Source organism: Nocardia sp. NPDC003999, assembly GCF_053604885.1.
In genome coordinates this window covers 109,844-124,639 of the sequence record NZ_JBSGIB010000013.1, presented here as the reverse complement: position 1 = coordinate 124,639, position 14,796 = coordinate 109,844, and the positions used below count along the sequence as shown (strand labels likewise).

Sequence of the window (14,796 nt, the reverse complement as noted above, 5' to 3'; positions counted from 1 at the left end):
GGGAGTCTTGTCTGTCACGCTGGACGTTTCGTCGGCCGAATCGGAGGCCGACAGAACGGAGCGGCCCGCCGCCACGGGCCGCTTGCATTCCCTGCGCCGATTCTGGCCGTACCTGCGTCCGCACGTCCGCATTCTGCTCGCCGCCAGCGGACTGGCGCTGCTGTCCGGCCTGACGGCCGTCGTCATCCCGCTGATGATCGCGCGGATCATCGACGGCCCGGTCGCCCACCGCGATCTCGCGGGCGCGCTCGGGCCGGTGGCCGTGGTCCTGGCGCTCGGCCTGGTCGAGGCCGGTGGCGTGTGGGGACGCCGCTGGCTGATCGCCGCCCCCGCGACGCGTATCGAGATCACGCTGCGCGCCAAGATCTTCCGGAAGCTGCAAGCGTTGTCGATCGGCAGGCACGACGCGTGGGAGTCGGGTCAGCTGCTGTCCCGCGCGATCGAGGACCTGGCCACCATGCGCCGGTTCGTCTCGTTCGCGGGACCGTTCCTGCTCATCCACTGCGTGATCATTCCGGTAGGCCTGCTCGTGCTGATCGGGCTGAGCCCGCAGATCGGGCTGATCTTCGCGGTGATCGCCATTCCGCTGGTGTTCATCTGCATTCGTTTCGAGCGCAGGTACGCGGTGGCCTCGCGGCGTTCGCAGGACCAGTCCGGGGACCTGGCCACCACGGCCGAGGAGTCCGCGCAGGGCGTTCGGGTGCTCAAGGCGTTCGGGCGAGGCGTGTTCTTCGGCCGCCGCTTCACCGCCCAGGCGCAGGTATTGCGGCAGACCGAGCTGCTGAAAGCGCGCCTGGACGCGACATTGTGGTCGAGCATGCTGAGCATTCCGCAACTGGCCATCGCGTTCGCTCTCGGCTACGGCGGGTACGCGGTGGCGCACGGCACGATGACGCTCGGCACCTTGATCGCCGCCATCACGCTGGCGACCTTCCTGCAGTGGCCGATCATCTGGACCGGCTTCCTGCTCGCGGAACTGAACGACGCGCGCACCGCTGCCGACCGATACTGGGAGATCGTCGACACCCCGGTCGACATCACCGATCCGGCCGATCCGGTGCGCTTGCCGGACCGCATCCGTGGTGAATTGCGGTTGGAGGCTGTGCGTTTCGCTTTTCCCGACGCGGAGAACGAGGTGCTGCGCGAGGTGTCGTTGCGGGTGCGCCCGGGCGAGACGGTGGCGCTGGTCGGCGCGACGGGAAGCGGCAAGACGGCGCTGCTCAACTTGATCCCGCGCTTGTACGACGTGACGGGCGGTGCGATCACCATCGACGGCATCGACATCGCGGCGATGCGGGTCGCCGACCTGCGATCGCTGGTGTCGGTCGCCTTCGAGGAACCGGTGTTGTTCTCGGCGAGTGTGCGGGAGAACGTCGCGCTCGGCGACCCGTCCGCCACGGACGCCGATGTGCGCCGCGCCCTGGAGGTCGCGCAGGCCACCGCGTTCGTCGACGACCTGCCCTGGGGCTTGGACACCAGGATCGGTGAACAGGGCTTGAGCCTGTCCGGTGGCCAGCGGCAGCGCCTCGCGCTGGCTCGCGCGGTGCTCACCGGCGCGGGCGGAGGCAGGCGCAGCCGGATCATGGTGCTCGACGACCCGCTGTCCGCGCTCGACGTGGAGACCGAGGAGCGAGTGCAGGAACGCCTGCGCACCGTGCTGGCCGACGCGACCACGCTGCTCGTCGCGCACCGTCCGTCCACGGCCGCGCTGGCCGACCGGGTGGCGGTGCTCGCCGACGGCCGGGTCGTCGCGGAGGGCACCCACGATCAATTGCTGCGCACCAGTAAGAGCTACCGCGAACTGATGGGAGGTGAGTAGCTGTGAGTACTGCGACCACTGTCTCGGAAGACGAAGCGCCGCAGACTGATCCGACCCGTGCGGAAGGCGCGGCCGACTGGCGCGGCATCGCGGGCGAGGACAAGGAGGTCACCGAGACCGGGAACCTGGTGCTGGCCGGACGCTCCCGGCGGCTGCTGCTCGACCTGGTCAGGCCCTACCGCAAGCTCACCGGCCTCGCGCTGGTGCTCATCGTGCTGGACAACATCGCGAAGGTGTCCGCGCCACTGTTCGTCGCGCACGCGCTGGACACCGGCATCGCGCGCGGTGTCGCGGGCGACTGGGCGCCACTGGCCAGGACCGTGGGCGGCTACGTCGGCTCGATCCTGCTCGGCTCGATCTGTACGTACTCCTTCCTGCGGGTGACCGGCAAGCTCAGCCAGAGCGTGTTGTTCGACCTGCGCGTGCGCGCGTTCACACATGTGCAGCGGCTCAGCGTCGCCTTCCACGAGAAGTACACCTCCGGCAAGGTGGTGGCGCGGCTCACCGGCGACATCGAGACGCTGCAGGAACTGCTGGAGAGTGCGCTCAACCAGGCGCTGAGCGCGATCCTGTCGGTGCTGACCATCGCGGCGCTGCTGATCTACCTGGACCAGGCGCTCGCCGCGATCGTGCTGATCGGATTCGTTCCCCTGGCGCTGGTCACCCGCTGGGCGCAGCGCAGGCAGCGAGCGGGCTACCGGCGCACGCGCGCCGCGATCGCCAAGGTGGTCGTGCAGTTCGTCGAGTCGATGGGCGGCATGCGGGCGGTGCAGGCGTTCCGCCGGGAGCAGCGCAACGAGTCGGTGCTCGCGGTGGAGGACTCCGAATACCGCCAGGCGACCACCGCGGCCATGCGCGGCATGGGCGACTACGCGGGTTTGACCAAACTGCTCGGCAACCTCACCACGGTGACCATCATCGTGGTCGGCGCCTGGCGCGTGATCGAGGGCGATCTCGCGGTCGGCGTGCTCGCGGCCTACCTGCTGTACCTCAACGAGTTCTACGGGCCGCTGGACGAGCTGGCGCAGGTGTTCAACGCCTACCAGTCCGCGGCGGCCGCGTTGGAGAAGATCTCGGGCGTGCTCGAGGAGGAGCCTTCGGTGCCGGAGCCCGGGCGCCCGGTCGCCCTGGCGAAGGCGTCCGGCGCGGTGCGGATGGAGAAGGTGTGGTTCGGCTACGCGGCCGGTTCGACGGCCGACAGCGGCGCATCCGAGAAGTCGGATGCCGTCCGGCTGGACGACGGCGGCCGTCATGCCGGCGCGGTGGGTGATTCGGCGGTCCGGCCGGGCGGCGCCCCGACCGGTGACGAACCGGACAGCCCGTCGGATGTGCGAGGCCTGGCCGCGACCGGCAAGCCGTCGGCCGGTTCGCATGTCCTGCCCGGTGCGTCCACGAGTGTCGGCGGGTGCTCGCCGAGCAGCGCCGTCGCGGCGGAGTCGAACGCGCCTGCCGACGCCCTGCCGGTACCGTCCGCGGATTCGCCGGTGCGGTCGGATCGCCGGACGCGACCGGTGCTGCCGGAGTTCACCTTGGACATCCCGGCCGGGCAGATCATCGCCCTGGTCGGTGCGACCGGTGCGGGCAAGTCGACGCTGGCGAAGCTGCTGACGCGGTTCTACGACCCGTCCGGCGGCGTGGTCACCCTGGACGGCGTCGACCTGCGCCTGCTGTCCGACGCCGATTTGCGCCGCAACGTGGTGATGGTCACCCAGGAGTCCTACCTGTTCTCCGGTTCGGTGGCCGACAACATCCGGTTGGGCAGGCCGGAGGCCACCGACGCGGAGGTGTTCGCGGCGGCCCGCGCGGTCGGCCTGTACGACTTCGTGCAGGCGTTGCCCGAGGGCTTCGGCACCGACGTGCGCAAACGCGGCGGCAGGCTCTCGGCGGGGCAGCGGCAGCTGGTCGCGTTCGCGCGGGTGTTCCTGGCCGATCCCGCCGTGATCGTGCTGGACGAGGCCACGTCGAGCCTGGACATCCCCAGCGAACGGCTGGTGCAGCGGGCGCTGGAGACCGTGCTGCGCGGCCGCACGGCCGTGATCATCGCGCACCGGCTGTCCACGGTGGCGATCGCGGACCGGGTGCTGGTGCTCGAGTCCGGCCGGATCGTCGAGGACGGCGCGCCGGATGCCCTGATCGCGGGGACCGGCCGGTTCGCCGACCTGCACGCGGCGTGGCGGGAGTCGCTCGTGTGATGAGCGGCGGTTCTACGGGCGGGGGCCGGACGTCGCTTACGGTAGATACGTGACGACCCCAGCCTCCGACCCCGAGAGCCCCGCCGCGAACACGCAGGAATCCCGGTGGCCGGCGATCCTCACCTGGCGCGCCCACGACGCGACCCGGATGGAGTCGGTGCGGGTACAGCTCAATGGCAACCGCATCCGCGCCACCGGGCGGATGATCGGCGGGGCCGGCGCCGACCACCCCGCGTTCAGCGCGTCGTACGACCTGGTCACCGACGAGAACGGCGTGACGAAGCGGCTGTCGCTGCGCACCACGACGGCCGCCGGGGAGCGGCATGCCTCCATCGCCCGCGACGAGGAGAACTACTGGCTCGTCGACGCGGGCGGCAACCACGTGCGCTCCACCTTCGCCGGAGCACTCGACGTGGACGTGGTGCTCAGCCCGTTCTTCAACACCCTGCCGATCCGCCGCTACGACCTGCAGCACGCGGTCGAGGACGTCCAGGTCCCTGTGGTCTACGTCCGCCTGCCCGACCTGCTCGTCCAAGAGGCCACGCTGATCTACAGCAGCGCCGCCGACGGCATCAGCGTGCTTTCGCCGGTCTCCAGCGCGACGGTCACGGTGGACGCCGACGGCTTTCTGCTGGACTACCCGGGGCTGGCCGAACGGATCTGACGCGGCACCGCGCGACGGCCCACGAGCTGGCATGCGCGAGTCGAGGCTTTCGTGCCGAGGACCGGGTCGTCGAGCCCCGAGGTTCCAGAAATCGCCACCGGAGCTCCGGGAACGCGCCTGCCACCGAAGGCCGCGCCGGGTCGACACCCGCGGCCGGTCTCTCGGCGCTGCGACTACTGGACGGAAGGCAGTGTCGTCGGAGCTGCCCAGGCTCGCGCACCTCGACGCGGATGGATCTCCGCCGGAGAAAACGTCGCGAGGTGTTCACCCGCGATCAGCAGCGGCCGGACCGACTCTGGAATGTCTGGGAGGGGACGGTTCTCGCGCGGTCAGTTCAGCCGGGTTATGACCCCACCGCGCTCGCCTGCGGCCCGCAGTTCTTCCAGCCAACCGCGGTCGCCGGGACGAATGTCCGTGATCTCCCAGCGGCGCGCGGATTCATAGCGCTGTCGCGCGTCGTGCCCGGCTTCGACCAGGTCCGCGAGGGATTGCTTGTCGCGCAGGCTGTCGCGCGCCGCGCCGAGCACGGTGAGTGTCTCGTCCAGAACTTCCAGTAGCGCCGCGGAATTCGGTTCGCAGATCGCACGAACCAGGTCGGGCGCCGTGCCCGCGACGCGGGTGCCGTCCCGGAACGACCCGGCCGCGAGGCCCAGCGCGAGCTCACCTCCGGTGGCGCCCGCCAGGGCCAGTGCCTCGGCGAGCACATGCGGCAGGTGGGAGATGCGGGCCACGGCGCGATCGTGTTCCGCGGCCACGACCGGTACAACCACCGAGCCGCAATCCAGCGCCAGGCGCACTACGCGGCTCCACGGGTCGACCCGCGTGCCCTGGTCGACGCCGACCGCCCACACCGCGTCGCGGAACAACGTGGGATCGGTGGCGGCCCAGCCGGATTCGGACGTACCGGCCATCGGATGGCCGCCGACGTACCGCTCGGCGAGTCCGTGTTCGCGTACGGCCGCCGCGACCGGCCCTTTCACGCTCACCACATCGGTGAGCGCGCATTCCGGCGCGTAGTCGGCGATCGCCGAGAGCATGTGGTCCACCGCGGGCATCGGCACCGCGACGACGATCAGCGCGTCGGTCTCCGCGGCGCGCCGCAGCGCGGCAGGTAGGTCTTCGGTGACGTCGAATCCGTCGGCACGGGCGGCCTGCGCACCCACCGCGGAGCGGTTGTATCCCCAGCCGTCGTAGCCTGCGCCGACGGCCGCACGCAACAGCGACCCACCGATCAAACCGGTCCCGAGGACGCACACGGGTGCTTTCTTCGCCGAAGTCACCCGAACAGATTGGCATACGACTTCAACATTTCCGCTCGAGCAGACTACCGTTGCGGCCATGGCAGCACAGCGCTCGGGCACGAACAGGGCGGCGTCGGACGATTACGACGACGTGGAAGGGTTCGCAGTGGCGGTTGTCCGCGAAGAAGGCAAATGGCGGTGCAGTCCGCTGAGCCGGGACGCGCTCACCGATTTGTCCGCCGCGGAAAACGAACTGAAGGCTTTGCGCAGCTCCGGAGCGGTGTTCGGATTGCTCGACATCGACGACGAGTTCTTCATCGTGCTCCGGCCCGCGCCGAGCGGAACCCGGATGCTCGTCTCGGACGCCACGGCCGCGATCGATTACGACATCGCCGCGGACGTCCTAGAGGCCCTGAACGTGGAAATCCCCGATATCGATCCGGATGAACTGGACGACGTGGAGCCGTGGGAGGAGGGCGACCTCGGTGTGCTCGCCGATCTGGGCCTGCCCGAACCGGTGCTGAGCGTCATCCTCGCAGAGACCGATCTCTATCCGGATGAGCAGCTCGGCATGATCGCCCAGCGTCTCGGCTTCGCCGGTGAATTCGCCGCGGTGCTGGATAAACTGCCGCGCTGACGTGCGCGTTCTCCCGGACGACCCGTTCTCCGCCGACGCCGATATGGTGCGGGCGGCCATCGCCGCCGCGGCGGCCGCCGGGGAGCGTGACGTACCCGTCGGCGCTGTCGTGTTCGACTCCGCCGGAATGGAACTCGCGCGAGCCGCGAACGCGCGGGAGGCGCTGGGCGATCCGACCGCGCACGCGGAGATCTTGGCGCTGCGTCGCGCCGCCGCGGTCCACGGTGACGGGTGGCGGCTGGAGGGCGCCACGCTCGCCGTGACGCTGGAGCCGTGCACCATGTGCGCTGGTGCCCTGGTGCTCGCGCGGGTGGGCCGTCTGATCTTCGGTGCGTGGGAGCCGAAGACCGGCGCCGTCGGGTCGCTGTGGGACGTGGTGCGTGACCGCCGTCTCAACCACCGGCCGCAGGTACGCGGCGGGGTGCTCGCGGACGAATGCGCGGCGTTGCTCGACGAGTTCTTCCGCACCCAGCGCTGAGCCCACCCACCCCAGGTCTACAGGCGATTTAGTGATCCGGCACCGGTCCGGTATGGTTGTCGGCGGTGGCGTGTCCGAGCGGCCTAAGGAGCACGCCTCGAAAGCGTGTGAGGGGTAACCCCCCTCCGAGGGTTCAAATCCCTCCGCCACCGCCAAAGCCCCTCATCTGTTCGCACAGGTGAGGGGCTTTTTCATCTTCCGCAGGACGAGTCGAAGGAGATTGATTCCGGTGACCGAGCCCGACCACGATTACTGGATGAACCGGGCCATCGAACTCGCGCGCTTGTGCCCGGTGGCGGAGGGCGCGTTCTCGGTGGGTGCGGTGATCGTCGCCGATGGTGCGGAGATCGCCACCGGCTATTCGCGTGAGTCCGATCCCAAGGAGCACGCCGAGGAGGCCGCGCTCCGCAAGGTGGACCCGGCCGATCTCCGGCTGGCGCGTGCCACGATCTACAGCACGCTGGAACCCTGCTCGGAGCGAGGGTCGAAGGATCGGCTGCCGTGCACGGACCGGATATTGCGGGCCGGTATTCCGGTCGTGGTGATCGCGTGGCGCGAGCCGTCGACATTCGTGGCGAACTGCGTGGGCGTGGAGAAACTGCGGCAGGCGGGGGTCACGGTGGTCGAGCTCGCCGACCTCGCCGAGGCGGCGATGTCGATGAACCGGCACCTCGACCTGTCCTGAGCTTCAGTCGTAATCCCAGTACTGCAGCCAGCGCACCGACGCGAACAGCAGCAGTGTCAGCGCGTAGAGGACGACGACCACCGCCGCTCCGACGATGCTGATCCGGGGGCTCGCGCCGTCGACCGGGTCCAGCCACCGGCGGAACCGGCGCGCGACCGCGGGTGAGAGGAAATAGCTCATCACGCCCACGCTCACGATCTGGCTGAGCCACAACGCCAGCCACGGCTGCGCGCCGAGCCGGTCGAGCACCGGACCGAGGAATCGGGACAGCACCATCACCGTCGGATACAGCACCAGCAGCACCAGCATGGCGGTCTTCCAGGTCGGTGTCATCCTGGTCTCGCCGTCGACCGTGCGGACGGTAGATCCGAACGGCGTGGTGTGCGCGTCCACGGTGAAGTCCTCGGTCAGCTTCGAACGCAATTCCGGTAGCGCGGCGGCGCGTTCGTCCGAGCCCAGCCATTCCGTCAACTGCCGTTGTGTCCGGAATCGGAGCACCGAGAACCAGCGGGCGCCGTCCGCCGGGAAAAGGGCGGCGCCCTCGAATCCCGGAAATCTCGAACTCGCCGCGACGAGTTGCGCCTCGGTCGCCTCGAATTCGAATTCCTTGTCGCGTGCGACACTGTGCCGGAACACGCAGACGCCCGGCGGCGGCGACTCTCCCTCGACGATGATCAGATCGGCGCTCTTGCAGTGGAAGCCGCGCGCTTCACCGTCGGCGACGGTGGCTGCCCGTTCGGCCGAGTCCAGGAATTCGTGCAGCAATGGCTCGGATCGGAATGTGACGCTGAATCCCGGTTCGAGCATCGGGCTCTCGGTCACCGCGACGGAGGAATGCGTGAACCCGTGCATCGTGCGGGCGATTTCGGTCAGCCGCGCCAGCCAGTCCCGGAAGGCCGCGTCGTTCGCCGGTCGGTGAAAGACCGTTACGACGGTCGCCGCGGCATTCATCGGCGCTACACGACGTCGACGCGACGGCCCCGCACGTAGACCTCGGTGATCGCGGGCTCTCGGATACCCATCAGCAAGGCGAACAGTGTCTGATCCCGGGCCAGTACGGGGTCGTCGGAGCGAACGCCGTATGCCAGCGTGCTTTCCAGCGCTGGAACACGCGCCGGTTCGACCACGATGAAGTCGGCTTCCTTACCGACGTCGAAATTCCCGAAACGGTTCTCCATATCCAAGGCACGCGCACCGGCCAGCGTGCCGGTGAAGAGCATTTCCGCGGGATGCATCGACACGCCCTGCTCGCCCGGCTCGGAGATGTGCACTTTGAACGCGGCGGAAAGTACCTGTGGAATAAGCCATTCGTCGCCACCGCCGTAATCGGTGCCCGCGGCTACCGTGACGCCGGAGGCGAGCGTCCGCTTCCACGGCATCGTGCCGGAACCGAGGAACTGCTGCGATACCGGGCAGTGCGCGACCGACGTGCCGGTTTCGGCCATCCGCCGCAGTTCGTCGTCCTGGCAGTGCACGCAGTGGGCGAGAATGGTGCGCTTGCCGAGCATGCTCTTGCCGCCCACCGCCGACCCGGGCAGGAACTTCCCGTCGTAGGTATCCAGATAGGTCGCCACGTCGTACGCCTGCTTGGTGGCATCGACTTCGCCGGTGCCGGGGCGGTTGTTCTCGTTGAGGTGACTGTGGAAATAGACGCCGCGTTCGCGTACCGAATCATAGAGATCGCCCAGGTTTTTCAGCGTCGTGCGAGTAACCGCCAGCGAGAATCGCGGCACGACCGCCACGTGCAGCAGCGCCGTGTCCACGTCACCGGTGTCGGCGGCATGCCATTTGTCGATCTCTTCGCTCGTCAATCGGATGGCGTCGTCTTCGGTGGTGATCAGCGGCGCCGCCGCATCCGCTCCGGTCGTTTGGATTCCCCGGCCTGCGACAATCCGCAGACCACGCCGCCGGGTCTCGGTGAACAGGGCGTCCTGCGCATGCGGGAACGCCGAGCCGAAGACCATCGCCGCCGTGGTCCCCGCTGCGATGCGCCGTGCGCAGAACTCGGTGGCCGCCGATAGCGCGAATTCTGGATCGGCATAACGGGATTCCGCGGGGTACATACATAATTCGAGCCACTCCAGCAGTTGGCCGCCGCCGTAGGCATCGCCCGCGAAGGTCTGTGGGAAGTGGATATGCGTGTCGACGAATCCGGGAAGCAGGAATCCTGGACGATGATCGAACACTTCTCCGGCGCGGTGCTCGGCCGGGATATCGGAGCGCGGTCCGCAGAATACTATCCGGCCGCTTTCCCCGATTATCAGCGCACCGTCCGGCAGATCGGCCAACGCGTCGGCCGCATCGCCGGCTGCGGGACTTCCGGCGATGTGGAAAATGTGCCCCAAGTGGACTTGGCTCACCATTCGAGGAAAACACACATGGATCCGGCATGCGAGCGGATCGGGTGAAATGCGGTCAGACGCCGCGCGAGAAGAATGTCACCGGAGGCGGCATACGGTAGCCGGCGAGTTTGATGAATCGGGCGCTCACGCTGCGCTGCGCGTCCTCCAGCGGGCCCGCTCCGACCGTGTTCATCATCCGGTTGATCACATTGAAGCAGGTGCCGACCCAGACGGCCTCGTCGAACGCTTCCCGGGAGACGCCCGCCAGCCGGACCAGCGCGGCGTCCTCGGCGGTCAACCCGCCCGGGTCACGAGCCATCTTCGCGAGGAAGGCCAGCATCGCGCGCGCCTCGGGACGCAGCGGGGAGTCCGCGCCGCCGGCCAAGGCGCGGGTCACCACGTCGGCGTCGACGTAGGCGCCCGCGATCGCCTCGTGCGAGGTGGCGCAGAACGGGCACTCGTTGGCCTGCGAGGTATGCGTCGCGAAGATCTCCCGTTCGGCGACGGTCCAGTACGACGGTCCGCGCATGATGTCCTGGATCAGCTCCGACAGCGGCGACCCGAAGAACCTGTGCCGGTAGAACAACACTTTGAGCACGGCGGGAACCTCCACGCCGCTGAACCGCCGCATGGTCCACAACACGAGTTTGGTCGGCCGGTCGTGACCGGAACGCACTGCCTCCAGCCACATCTCAGTACCCCTCCCAAGCCAGGCGCGCGGCGCGCAGGCGCCGGTCGGCCGCGCCGTAGGCGGCGACCGCGGTCGCCTCGAAGATCTCGTCGTCGGTGTGCCCGGCCGTTTTGAGCGCCGTGATCTCCTGCTCGGTGACCCGATAGGAGCGGTCGGCCACCAGGTCCGCGAACGTGGCGAGTTCAGCGGGAACGTCCTGGCCGGAGTCGGCTGTCCCGGCGGCTCTGGCTCGCAGCGCCCGGCGGACCCGGCTCGACAGCCGCCCCGGGGCGGACTCGAGATGCTCGCCGAACAGCTGCCATTTCTCATTCATCGAGCCGCGCATGGGCCTCATTCTGTCCGACGACGGTCACCTTCGCTGAGAATCACGGGCGCGCAGCGCTACTCGTTACCGACCCTGCGCAATACGACCTTGCGACCGGCCAGGTCGACACCGATCAGCGGCGGTGCCCCCTGGTCCTGCTCGTCGCGCAACATCGACACCGATTCGCGATGGTCGAGCTCCATGCGTTTGGTCGAGTAGAACAGCGCGGTGAATTCGTCGGTGAACGTGCCGGAGATCGGTGTGCGGCGGCGCCTGCGGCGCTTGTTCACGGTCAACTCGTAGACGGCCACCAGCACGAGCAGGATCACCCAGCCTGGAATCGTCCACTGGAACAGCGCCGCCATGCCACCGAAGGTACCAGCCGGCAGTCCCGTAGAACCGGAGTGAAAATTGTCCTTTTCATGAGGGGTAACCGACGTGATCGCGGGTATACGCCCGATACGCAAGTGCGGGGAAGGACGCGATGCCAGATGCGCCGTCGGACAATCCGCGCGGGAACGATGCGCGAGAGAAACATGAGAATCGGAAGTGTAATCGTCTTGATCTGGTTGCTGATCGGCGTGGTCGCCGCAGCACAACGGCACTATTTCGACAGCGGGCCGGTCAACTGCGCCGGTTTCGGCACCATCGCCGTCACGGTGATCGCGGGACCGCTCAACTACATGGGCGTCAACCCGAAGGTCGCGGATTGCAATGTCCCGCAACCGAGCCCGTAGTTCGATCGAGTAACCGCGGACAGCCGGGTGGGTATGCCGCCCGGCTGTCCGCTTTTCGTCTGCGCGGGCCGTGAACCAAACATTTGCTGAGACGCGATTCGATCCACACTACCTCGGGCTGATTGGGTAACTGTCGGTGTGGCCGGGTATCCCCCCTCGACGGGGAGCACGGAAGGAACCGAGGAGATGCGTGATTACGGGCGTCGTGAGCGTGATTACGAACGTCGTGCGCGTGCCGGCCGCGGCCCGGGCATAGGCTCCCGGGTGCTCGGGTTCCTGCTGCTGGCCTGGCTGGCGATCGGCCTGCTCGCGGCCGGGCAGCGGCACTATTTCGACAGCGGGCCGCCGTTGAACTGCGCCGGTTGGGGCACGATCGGTCTCACCGCCCTCGCGGGCCCGCTCAACTATGTCGGCGTCGATCCGAAGGTCGGCGACTGCGAACTGCCGCAACCGAGCCGGTGAAACGCACTCGGCCCCGCATCCGGAGTCCGGATGCGGGGCCGAGCCATGGCCTTCGGATCAGCTGACGCCGACCGGCACCTTCGCCGTCTCGGCGGAACGCCGCTGCAGCTCACGCAGCTTCGTACCCTCGACGTCGATATCGGGCAGGATGCGGTCGAGCCACTTCGGCATCCACCACGACCACTTGCCCATCAGCACCAGCAGCGACGGAATCAGCACCATGCGGACGATGAACGCGTCCAGCAGCACGCCAACCGCCAGGGCGAAACCGAACGACTTCGCGGTCACGTCGGTCTCCAGCAGGAACGAGCCGAACACCGAGATCATGATGATCGCCGCCGAGGTCACCACGCGCGCGCCGTGGTGGTAGCCGGCGACCACCGCGTCCCTGGCCGACCTGCCGTGCACGAACTCCTCGCGCATCCGGGTCACCAGGAAGACCTGGTAGTCCATCGCGAGGCCGAACACCAAGCCGATCAGCATGATCGGCATGAAGCTGACCAGCGGATGCGGGTCCTCGATCAGGCCGAGCTTGCCCTCCTGGAAGATCAGCACGGTCGCGCCGAAGGTCGCGGCCATCGACAGCAGGAACCCGAGCGCCGCCGTGAGCGGCACCAGGATCGACCGGAACACCAGGATCAGCAGGACGAACGCCGCGCCCGCCACGATCGCCAGGTAGGGCACGATCTTGCTGAGCAGCACGTGGTCCACGTCGGCGAAGATCGCCGTGGTGCCGGTGATGCCGTACTCGATGCCGTACTCGGCCTTCAGCTGGCCCTCGGCCTCCCTGGCGTCGCGCACCAGATCCTTGGTGGCCTGGTTGTTGGGCCCGGACTTGGGCACGCCGTTCAGCAGCGCGCCCTGCTGGTCCTGGCTCCACTGCGGCTCGGTCACGTAGTCCATGTCGGGGTAGGACGCGAGCTTGTCGCGCAGCGCCTTCACCGCGGCGTCCCGGTTCTCGGCGGGGACGGCGCTCAGGTCGGCGGCCACGTTCAGCACGCCGTTGCTGCCCTCGCCGAAGCCTTCGGTCCGCAGCTCGTAGGCCTTCCGGATGGTGGAGGTCTTCGGCATGCTGTCCTCGCCGGGCAGGCCCAGGTTCAAGCCAGCCGCGGGGGCGGCGAGCGCGCCGAGCACCACGACGCTCAGGATCAGCGCGACCCACGGCGCGCGGCCGATCAGGCGGCCGAAACGCATGCCGTTGGTGACCGAGTTCTCGTCCTCGGGATCGTGCTGTGCGACCACCGGCAGCTTCGGCTTGAACAGGAACCGGCCGAACGCGCCGAGCAGCGCAGGCATCAGCGTGATCGCCGTGAGCACCGCGAAACCGGCGGCGATGGCCCCGCCCAGACCCATGAACGTCATGAACTCGACACCGACGATGCTCAGGCCCGCCAGCGCGATGATGACGGTCAGACCGGCGAACACGACGGCGGAACCGGCCGTACCGAGCGCGGTGCCGGCGGCCTCTTCCGGCGAATCCTGCACCGCGAGTTCATGCTTGTACCTGGACACGATGAACAGCGCGTAGTCGATGGACAGCGCGATGCCGATCATCGAGGCGAGGAAGGTGGTGAAGCTGGGGATCTCGATCACCGAGGTACCGAGCATGATCAGCGAGGTGGCCGCGCCGAGGCCGATGATCGCGGTGACGATCGGCACGAACGCCGCGACGATGGCGCCGAACGCCACGACCATCACGACCAGCGCGACGGCCATGCCGATCATCTCGGACTTGCCGCTGGGCGCTTCCTGCTTCTGCGCGATCGAGCCGCTCATCTCGACCGTCAGCCCGGCGTTGCGCGCGTCGGCGGCCACGTCGTAGGCCGTTTCCCGCTGGGCGTCGGTCACGTCGGTGACCTTCGCGATCGTGAACGGGACATTGATCACAGCCACGGTCGCGGGCGCGGTCTTGCTCAGCACGTTCAGCGGGGCGGCGCTGCACTGCGCGGGATCGGGATTGCTCAGGCAGCCCATCTTCTCGGTCGCCTCGACCGGGTTGGTGATGGGTTTGCCGTGGTCGACGATGTCGAGCCGGCCGAGTTTGGCGATGAACGCGTCCAGCGCCGCACGGTTCGCCGGATCGGTCAGCGTCTGACCCTCCGGCGCGGCGGCGACGTAGGTGCCGGTGACCGCGTCGAACTTGTACGCGGCGGAGGCGCCGGGGAAGTGTTTGTCGAGGATTTCGTTGGCACGCTCCGAGGGCAGGTTGGGCATGCTGAAGTCGTTGCTCATCGGCTTGCTGAGCTGCGCGCCCAAGCCACCGAGGAGCACGAACAAGACGAGCCAGACGGGAAGCACTATCCATTTCCGGCGGAAGGCGAACTTCCCCCATCTGTACAGGTAAACGGACACGACTGGTTACTCCTAGCGATGACTGGGATCGTGCTGGTTCTGCGTGTAGACAGCACTCGCGGAGGTGCCCTGCCTGCCTCCGCCTCCACTGACGCTTTCTGCCTACCGTGCGGTAGGTAGACTACCCAGGAGCTAAGCGGAGGTACAACCTCAATTTTACGGGTGATCTTCGCTCGATGCGAAGGTGATGAG

15 protein-coding genes and 1 tRNA gene are annotated in these 14,796 nt (G+C 68.1%); 9 read left to right on the top strand and 7 right to left on the bottom strand.

Features of this window, described 5'->3' with window-relative positions; all coding sequences use genetic code 11:
* The first annotated feature begins 7 nt into the window (after positions 1–7).
* Genes ACWESM_RS24230 through ACWESM_RS24220 form a run of 3 tightly spaced genes read left to right on the top strand, consistent with a single transcriptional unit; the run spans position 8 to position 4,675 of the window.
* A complete protein-coding gene (locus ACWESM_RS24230; protein ID WP_452493765.1) occupies positions 8–1,819 on the top strand; it encodes an ABC transporter ATP-binding protein in 1,812 nt (603 codons plus the stop codon).
* 2 nt (positions 1,820–1,821) lie between these two features.
* A complete protein-coding gene (locus ACWESM_RS24225) occupies positions 1,822–4,011 on the top strand; it encodes an ABC transporter transmembrane domain-containing protein (RefSeq protein ID WP_452493763.1) in 2,190 nt (729 codons plus the stop codon).
* Positions 4,012–4,060: 49 nt separating this feature from the next.
* On the top strand, positions 4,061–4,675 hold the full coding sequence (locus ACWESM_RS24220; protein WP_356963376.1) for a putative glycolipid-binding domain-containing protein: 615 nt from the start codon (positions 4,061–4,063) through the stop codon (positions 4,673–4,675).
* Positions 4,676–5,004: 329 nt separating this feature from the next.
* On the opposite strand, the gene ACWESM_RS24215 is transcribed toward ACWESM_RS24220, so the two are convergent.
* Positions 5,005–5,955, bottom strand: a complete 951-nt coding sequence (locus tag ACWESM_RS24215) for a prephenate dehydrogenase (protein ID WP_397280747.1) — start codon at positions 5,953–5,955, stop codon at positions 5,005–5,007.
* Positions 5,956–6,013: 58 nt separating this feature from the next.
* Here ACWESM_RS24215 and ACWESM_RS24210 point away from each other — a divergent pair, with 58 nt between their 5' ends.
* From ACWESM_RS24210 to ACWESM_RS24195, 4 genes are all read left to right on the top strand, one after another.
* Entirely contained in the window at positions 6,014–6,553 is a 540-nt protein-coding gene (locus ACWESM_RS24210) for a tRNA adenosine deaminase-associated protein (protein WP_195079751.1), read from the top strand.
* Between the two features lie 43 nt (positions 6,554–6,596).
* Entirely contained in the window at positions 6,597–7,031 is a 435-nt protein-coding gene (locus tag ACWESM_RS24205) for a nucleoside deaminase (protein WP_356963511.1), read from the top strand.
* Positions 7,032–7,095: 64 nt separating this feature from the next.
* A tRNA-Ser gene (locus ACWESM_RS24200) sits at positions 7,096–7,186 on the top strand.
* A 74-nt stretch (positions 7,187–7,260) separates the two neighbouring features.
* Positions 7,261–7,716 (top strand): deaminase, encoded by a 456-nt coding sequence (locus tag ACWESM_RS24195; protein WP_364437487.1) that lies wholly within the window; start codon positions 7,261–7,263, stop codon positions 7,714–7,716.
* Between the two features lie 3 nt (positions 7,717–7,719).
* Here the strand turns inward: ACWESM_RS24195 and ACWESM_RS24190 are convergent, their stop codons facing one another.
* The 5 genes from ACWESM_RS24190 to ACWESM_RS24170 all read right to left on the bottom strand — a co-directional run bounded on the left by ACWESM_RS24190 (position 7,720) and on the right by ACWESM_RS24170 (position 11,418).
* The gene (locus ACWESM_RS24190; protein ID WP_452493761.1) at positions 7,720–8,667 is read right to left on the bottom strand and encodes an antibiotic biosynthesis monooxygenase; all 948 of its coding nucleotides are present in this window, start codon (positions 8,665–8,667) and stop codon (positions 7,720–7,722) included.
* 5 nt (positions 8,668–8,672) lie between these two features.
* Entirely contained in the window at positions 8,673–10,079 is a 1,407-nt protein-coding gene (locus ACWESM_RS24185; RefSeq protein WP_452493759.1) for an amidohydrolase family protein, read from the bottom strand.
* A gap of 52 nt (positions 10,080–10,131) precedes the next feature.
* The gene (locus ACWESM_RS24180) at positions 10,132–10,749 is read right to left on the bottom strand and encodes a carboxymuconolactone decarboxylase family protein (RefSeq protein WP_356963382.1); all 618 of its coding nucleotides are present in this window, start codon (positions 10,747–10,749) and stop codon (positions 10,132–10,134) included.
* A gap of 1 nt (position 10,750) precedes the next feature.
* Positions 10,751–11,062, bottom strand: a complete 312-nt coding sequence (locus tag ACWESM_RS24175) for a hypothetical protein (protein WP_364437497.1) — start codon at positions 11,060–11,062, stop codon at positions 10,751–10,753.
* 68 nt (positions 11,063–11,130) lie between these two features.
* Complete coding sequence (locus ACWESM_RS24170) at positions 11,131–11,418, bottom strand: DUF6191 domain-containing protein (RefSeq protein ID WP_355073018.1); 288 nt, start codon at positions 11,416–11,418, stop codon at positions 11,131–11,133.
* A 171-nt stretch (positions 11,419–11,589) separates the two neighbouring features.
* Between ACWESM_RS24170 and ACWESM_RS24165 the strand changes: the two genes are divergently transcribed.
* Both ACWESM_RS24165 and ACWESM_RS24160 read left to right on the top strand, forming a co-directional pair.
* A complete protein-coding gene (locus tag ACWESM_RS24165; RefSeq protein ID WP_039794406.1) occupies positions 11,590–11,790 on the top strand; it encodes a hypothetical protein in 201 nt (66 codons plus the stop codon).
* 264 nt (positions 11,791–12,054) lie between these two features.
* Positions 12,055–12,252, top strand: a complete 198-nt coding sequence (locus ACWESM_RS24160) for a hypothetical protein (RefSeq protein ID WP_452428788.1) — start codon at positions 12,055–12,057, stop codon at positions 12,250–12,252.
* A 57-nt stretch (positions 12,253–12,309) separates the two neighbouring features.
* On the opposite strand, the gene ACWESM_RS24155 is transcribed toward ACWESM_RS24160, so the two are convergent.
* The gene (locus ACWESM_RS24155) at positions 12,310–14,604 is read right to left on the bottom strand and encodes an MMPL family transporter (protein ID WP_355073014.1); all 2,295 of its coding nucleotides are present in this window, start codon (positions 14,602–14,604) and stop codon (positions 12,310–12,312) included.
* Between the last annotated feature and the right edge of the window lie 192 nt (positions 14,605–14,796).

Coding starts and splice junctions, on each gene's coding strand:
- ACWESM_RS24210 (WP_195079751.1), top strand. CDS start 6,014: ATGGCAGCACAGCGCTCGGGCACGAACAGGGCGGCGTCGGACGATTAC.
- ACWESM_RS24205 (WP_356963511.1), top strand. CDS start 6,597: ATGGTGCGGGCGGCCATCGCCGCCGCGGCGGCCGCCGGGGAGCGTGAC.
- ACWESM_RS24190 (WP_452493761.1), bottom strand. CDS start 8,667: ATGAATGCCGCGGCGACCGTCGTAACGGTCTTTCACCGACCGGCGAAC.
- ACWESM_RS24185 (WP_452493759.1), bottom strand. CDS start 10,079: ATGGTGAGCCAAGTCCACTTGGGGCACATTTTCCACATCGCCGGAAGT.
- ACWESM_RS24180 (WP_356963382.1), bottom strand. CDS start 10,749: ATGTGGCTGGAGGCAGTGCGTTCCGGTCACGACCGGCCGACCAAACTC.
- ACWESM_RS24175 (WP_364437497.1), bottom strand. CDS start 11,062: ATGAATGAGAAATGGCAGCTGTTCGGCGAGCATCTCGAGTCCGCCCCG.
- ACWESM_RS24170 (WP_355073018.1), bottom strand. CDS start 11,418: ATGGCGGCGCTGTTCCAGTGGACGATTCCAGGCTGGGTGATCCTGCTC.
- ACWESM_RS24165 (WP_039794406.1), top strand. CDS start 11,590: ATGAGAATCGGAAGTGTAATCGTCTTGATCTGGTTGCTGATCGGCGTG.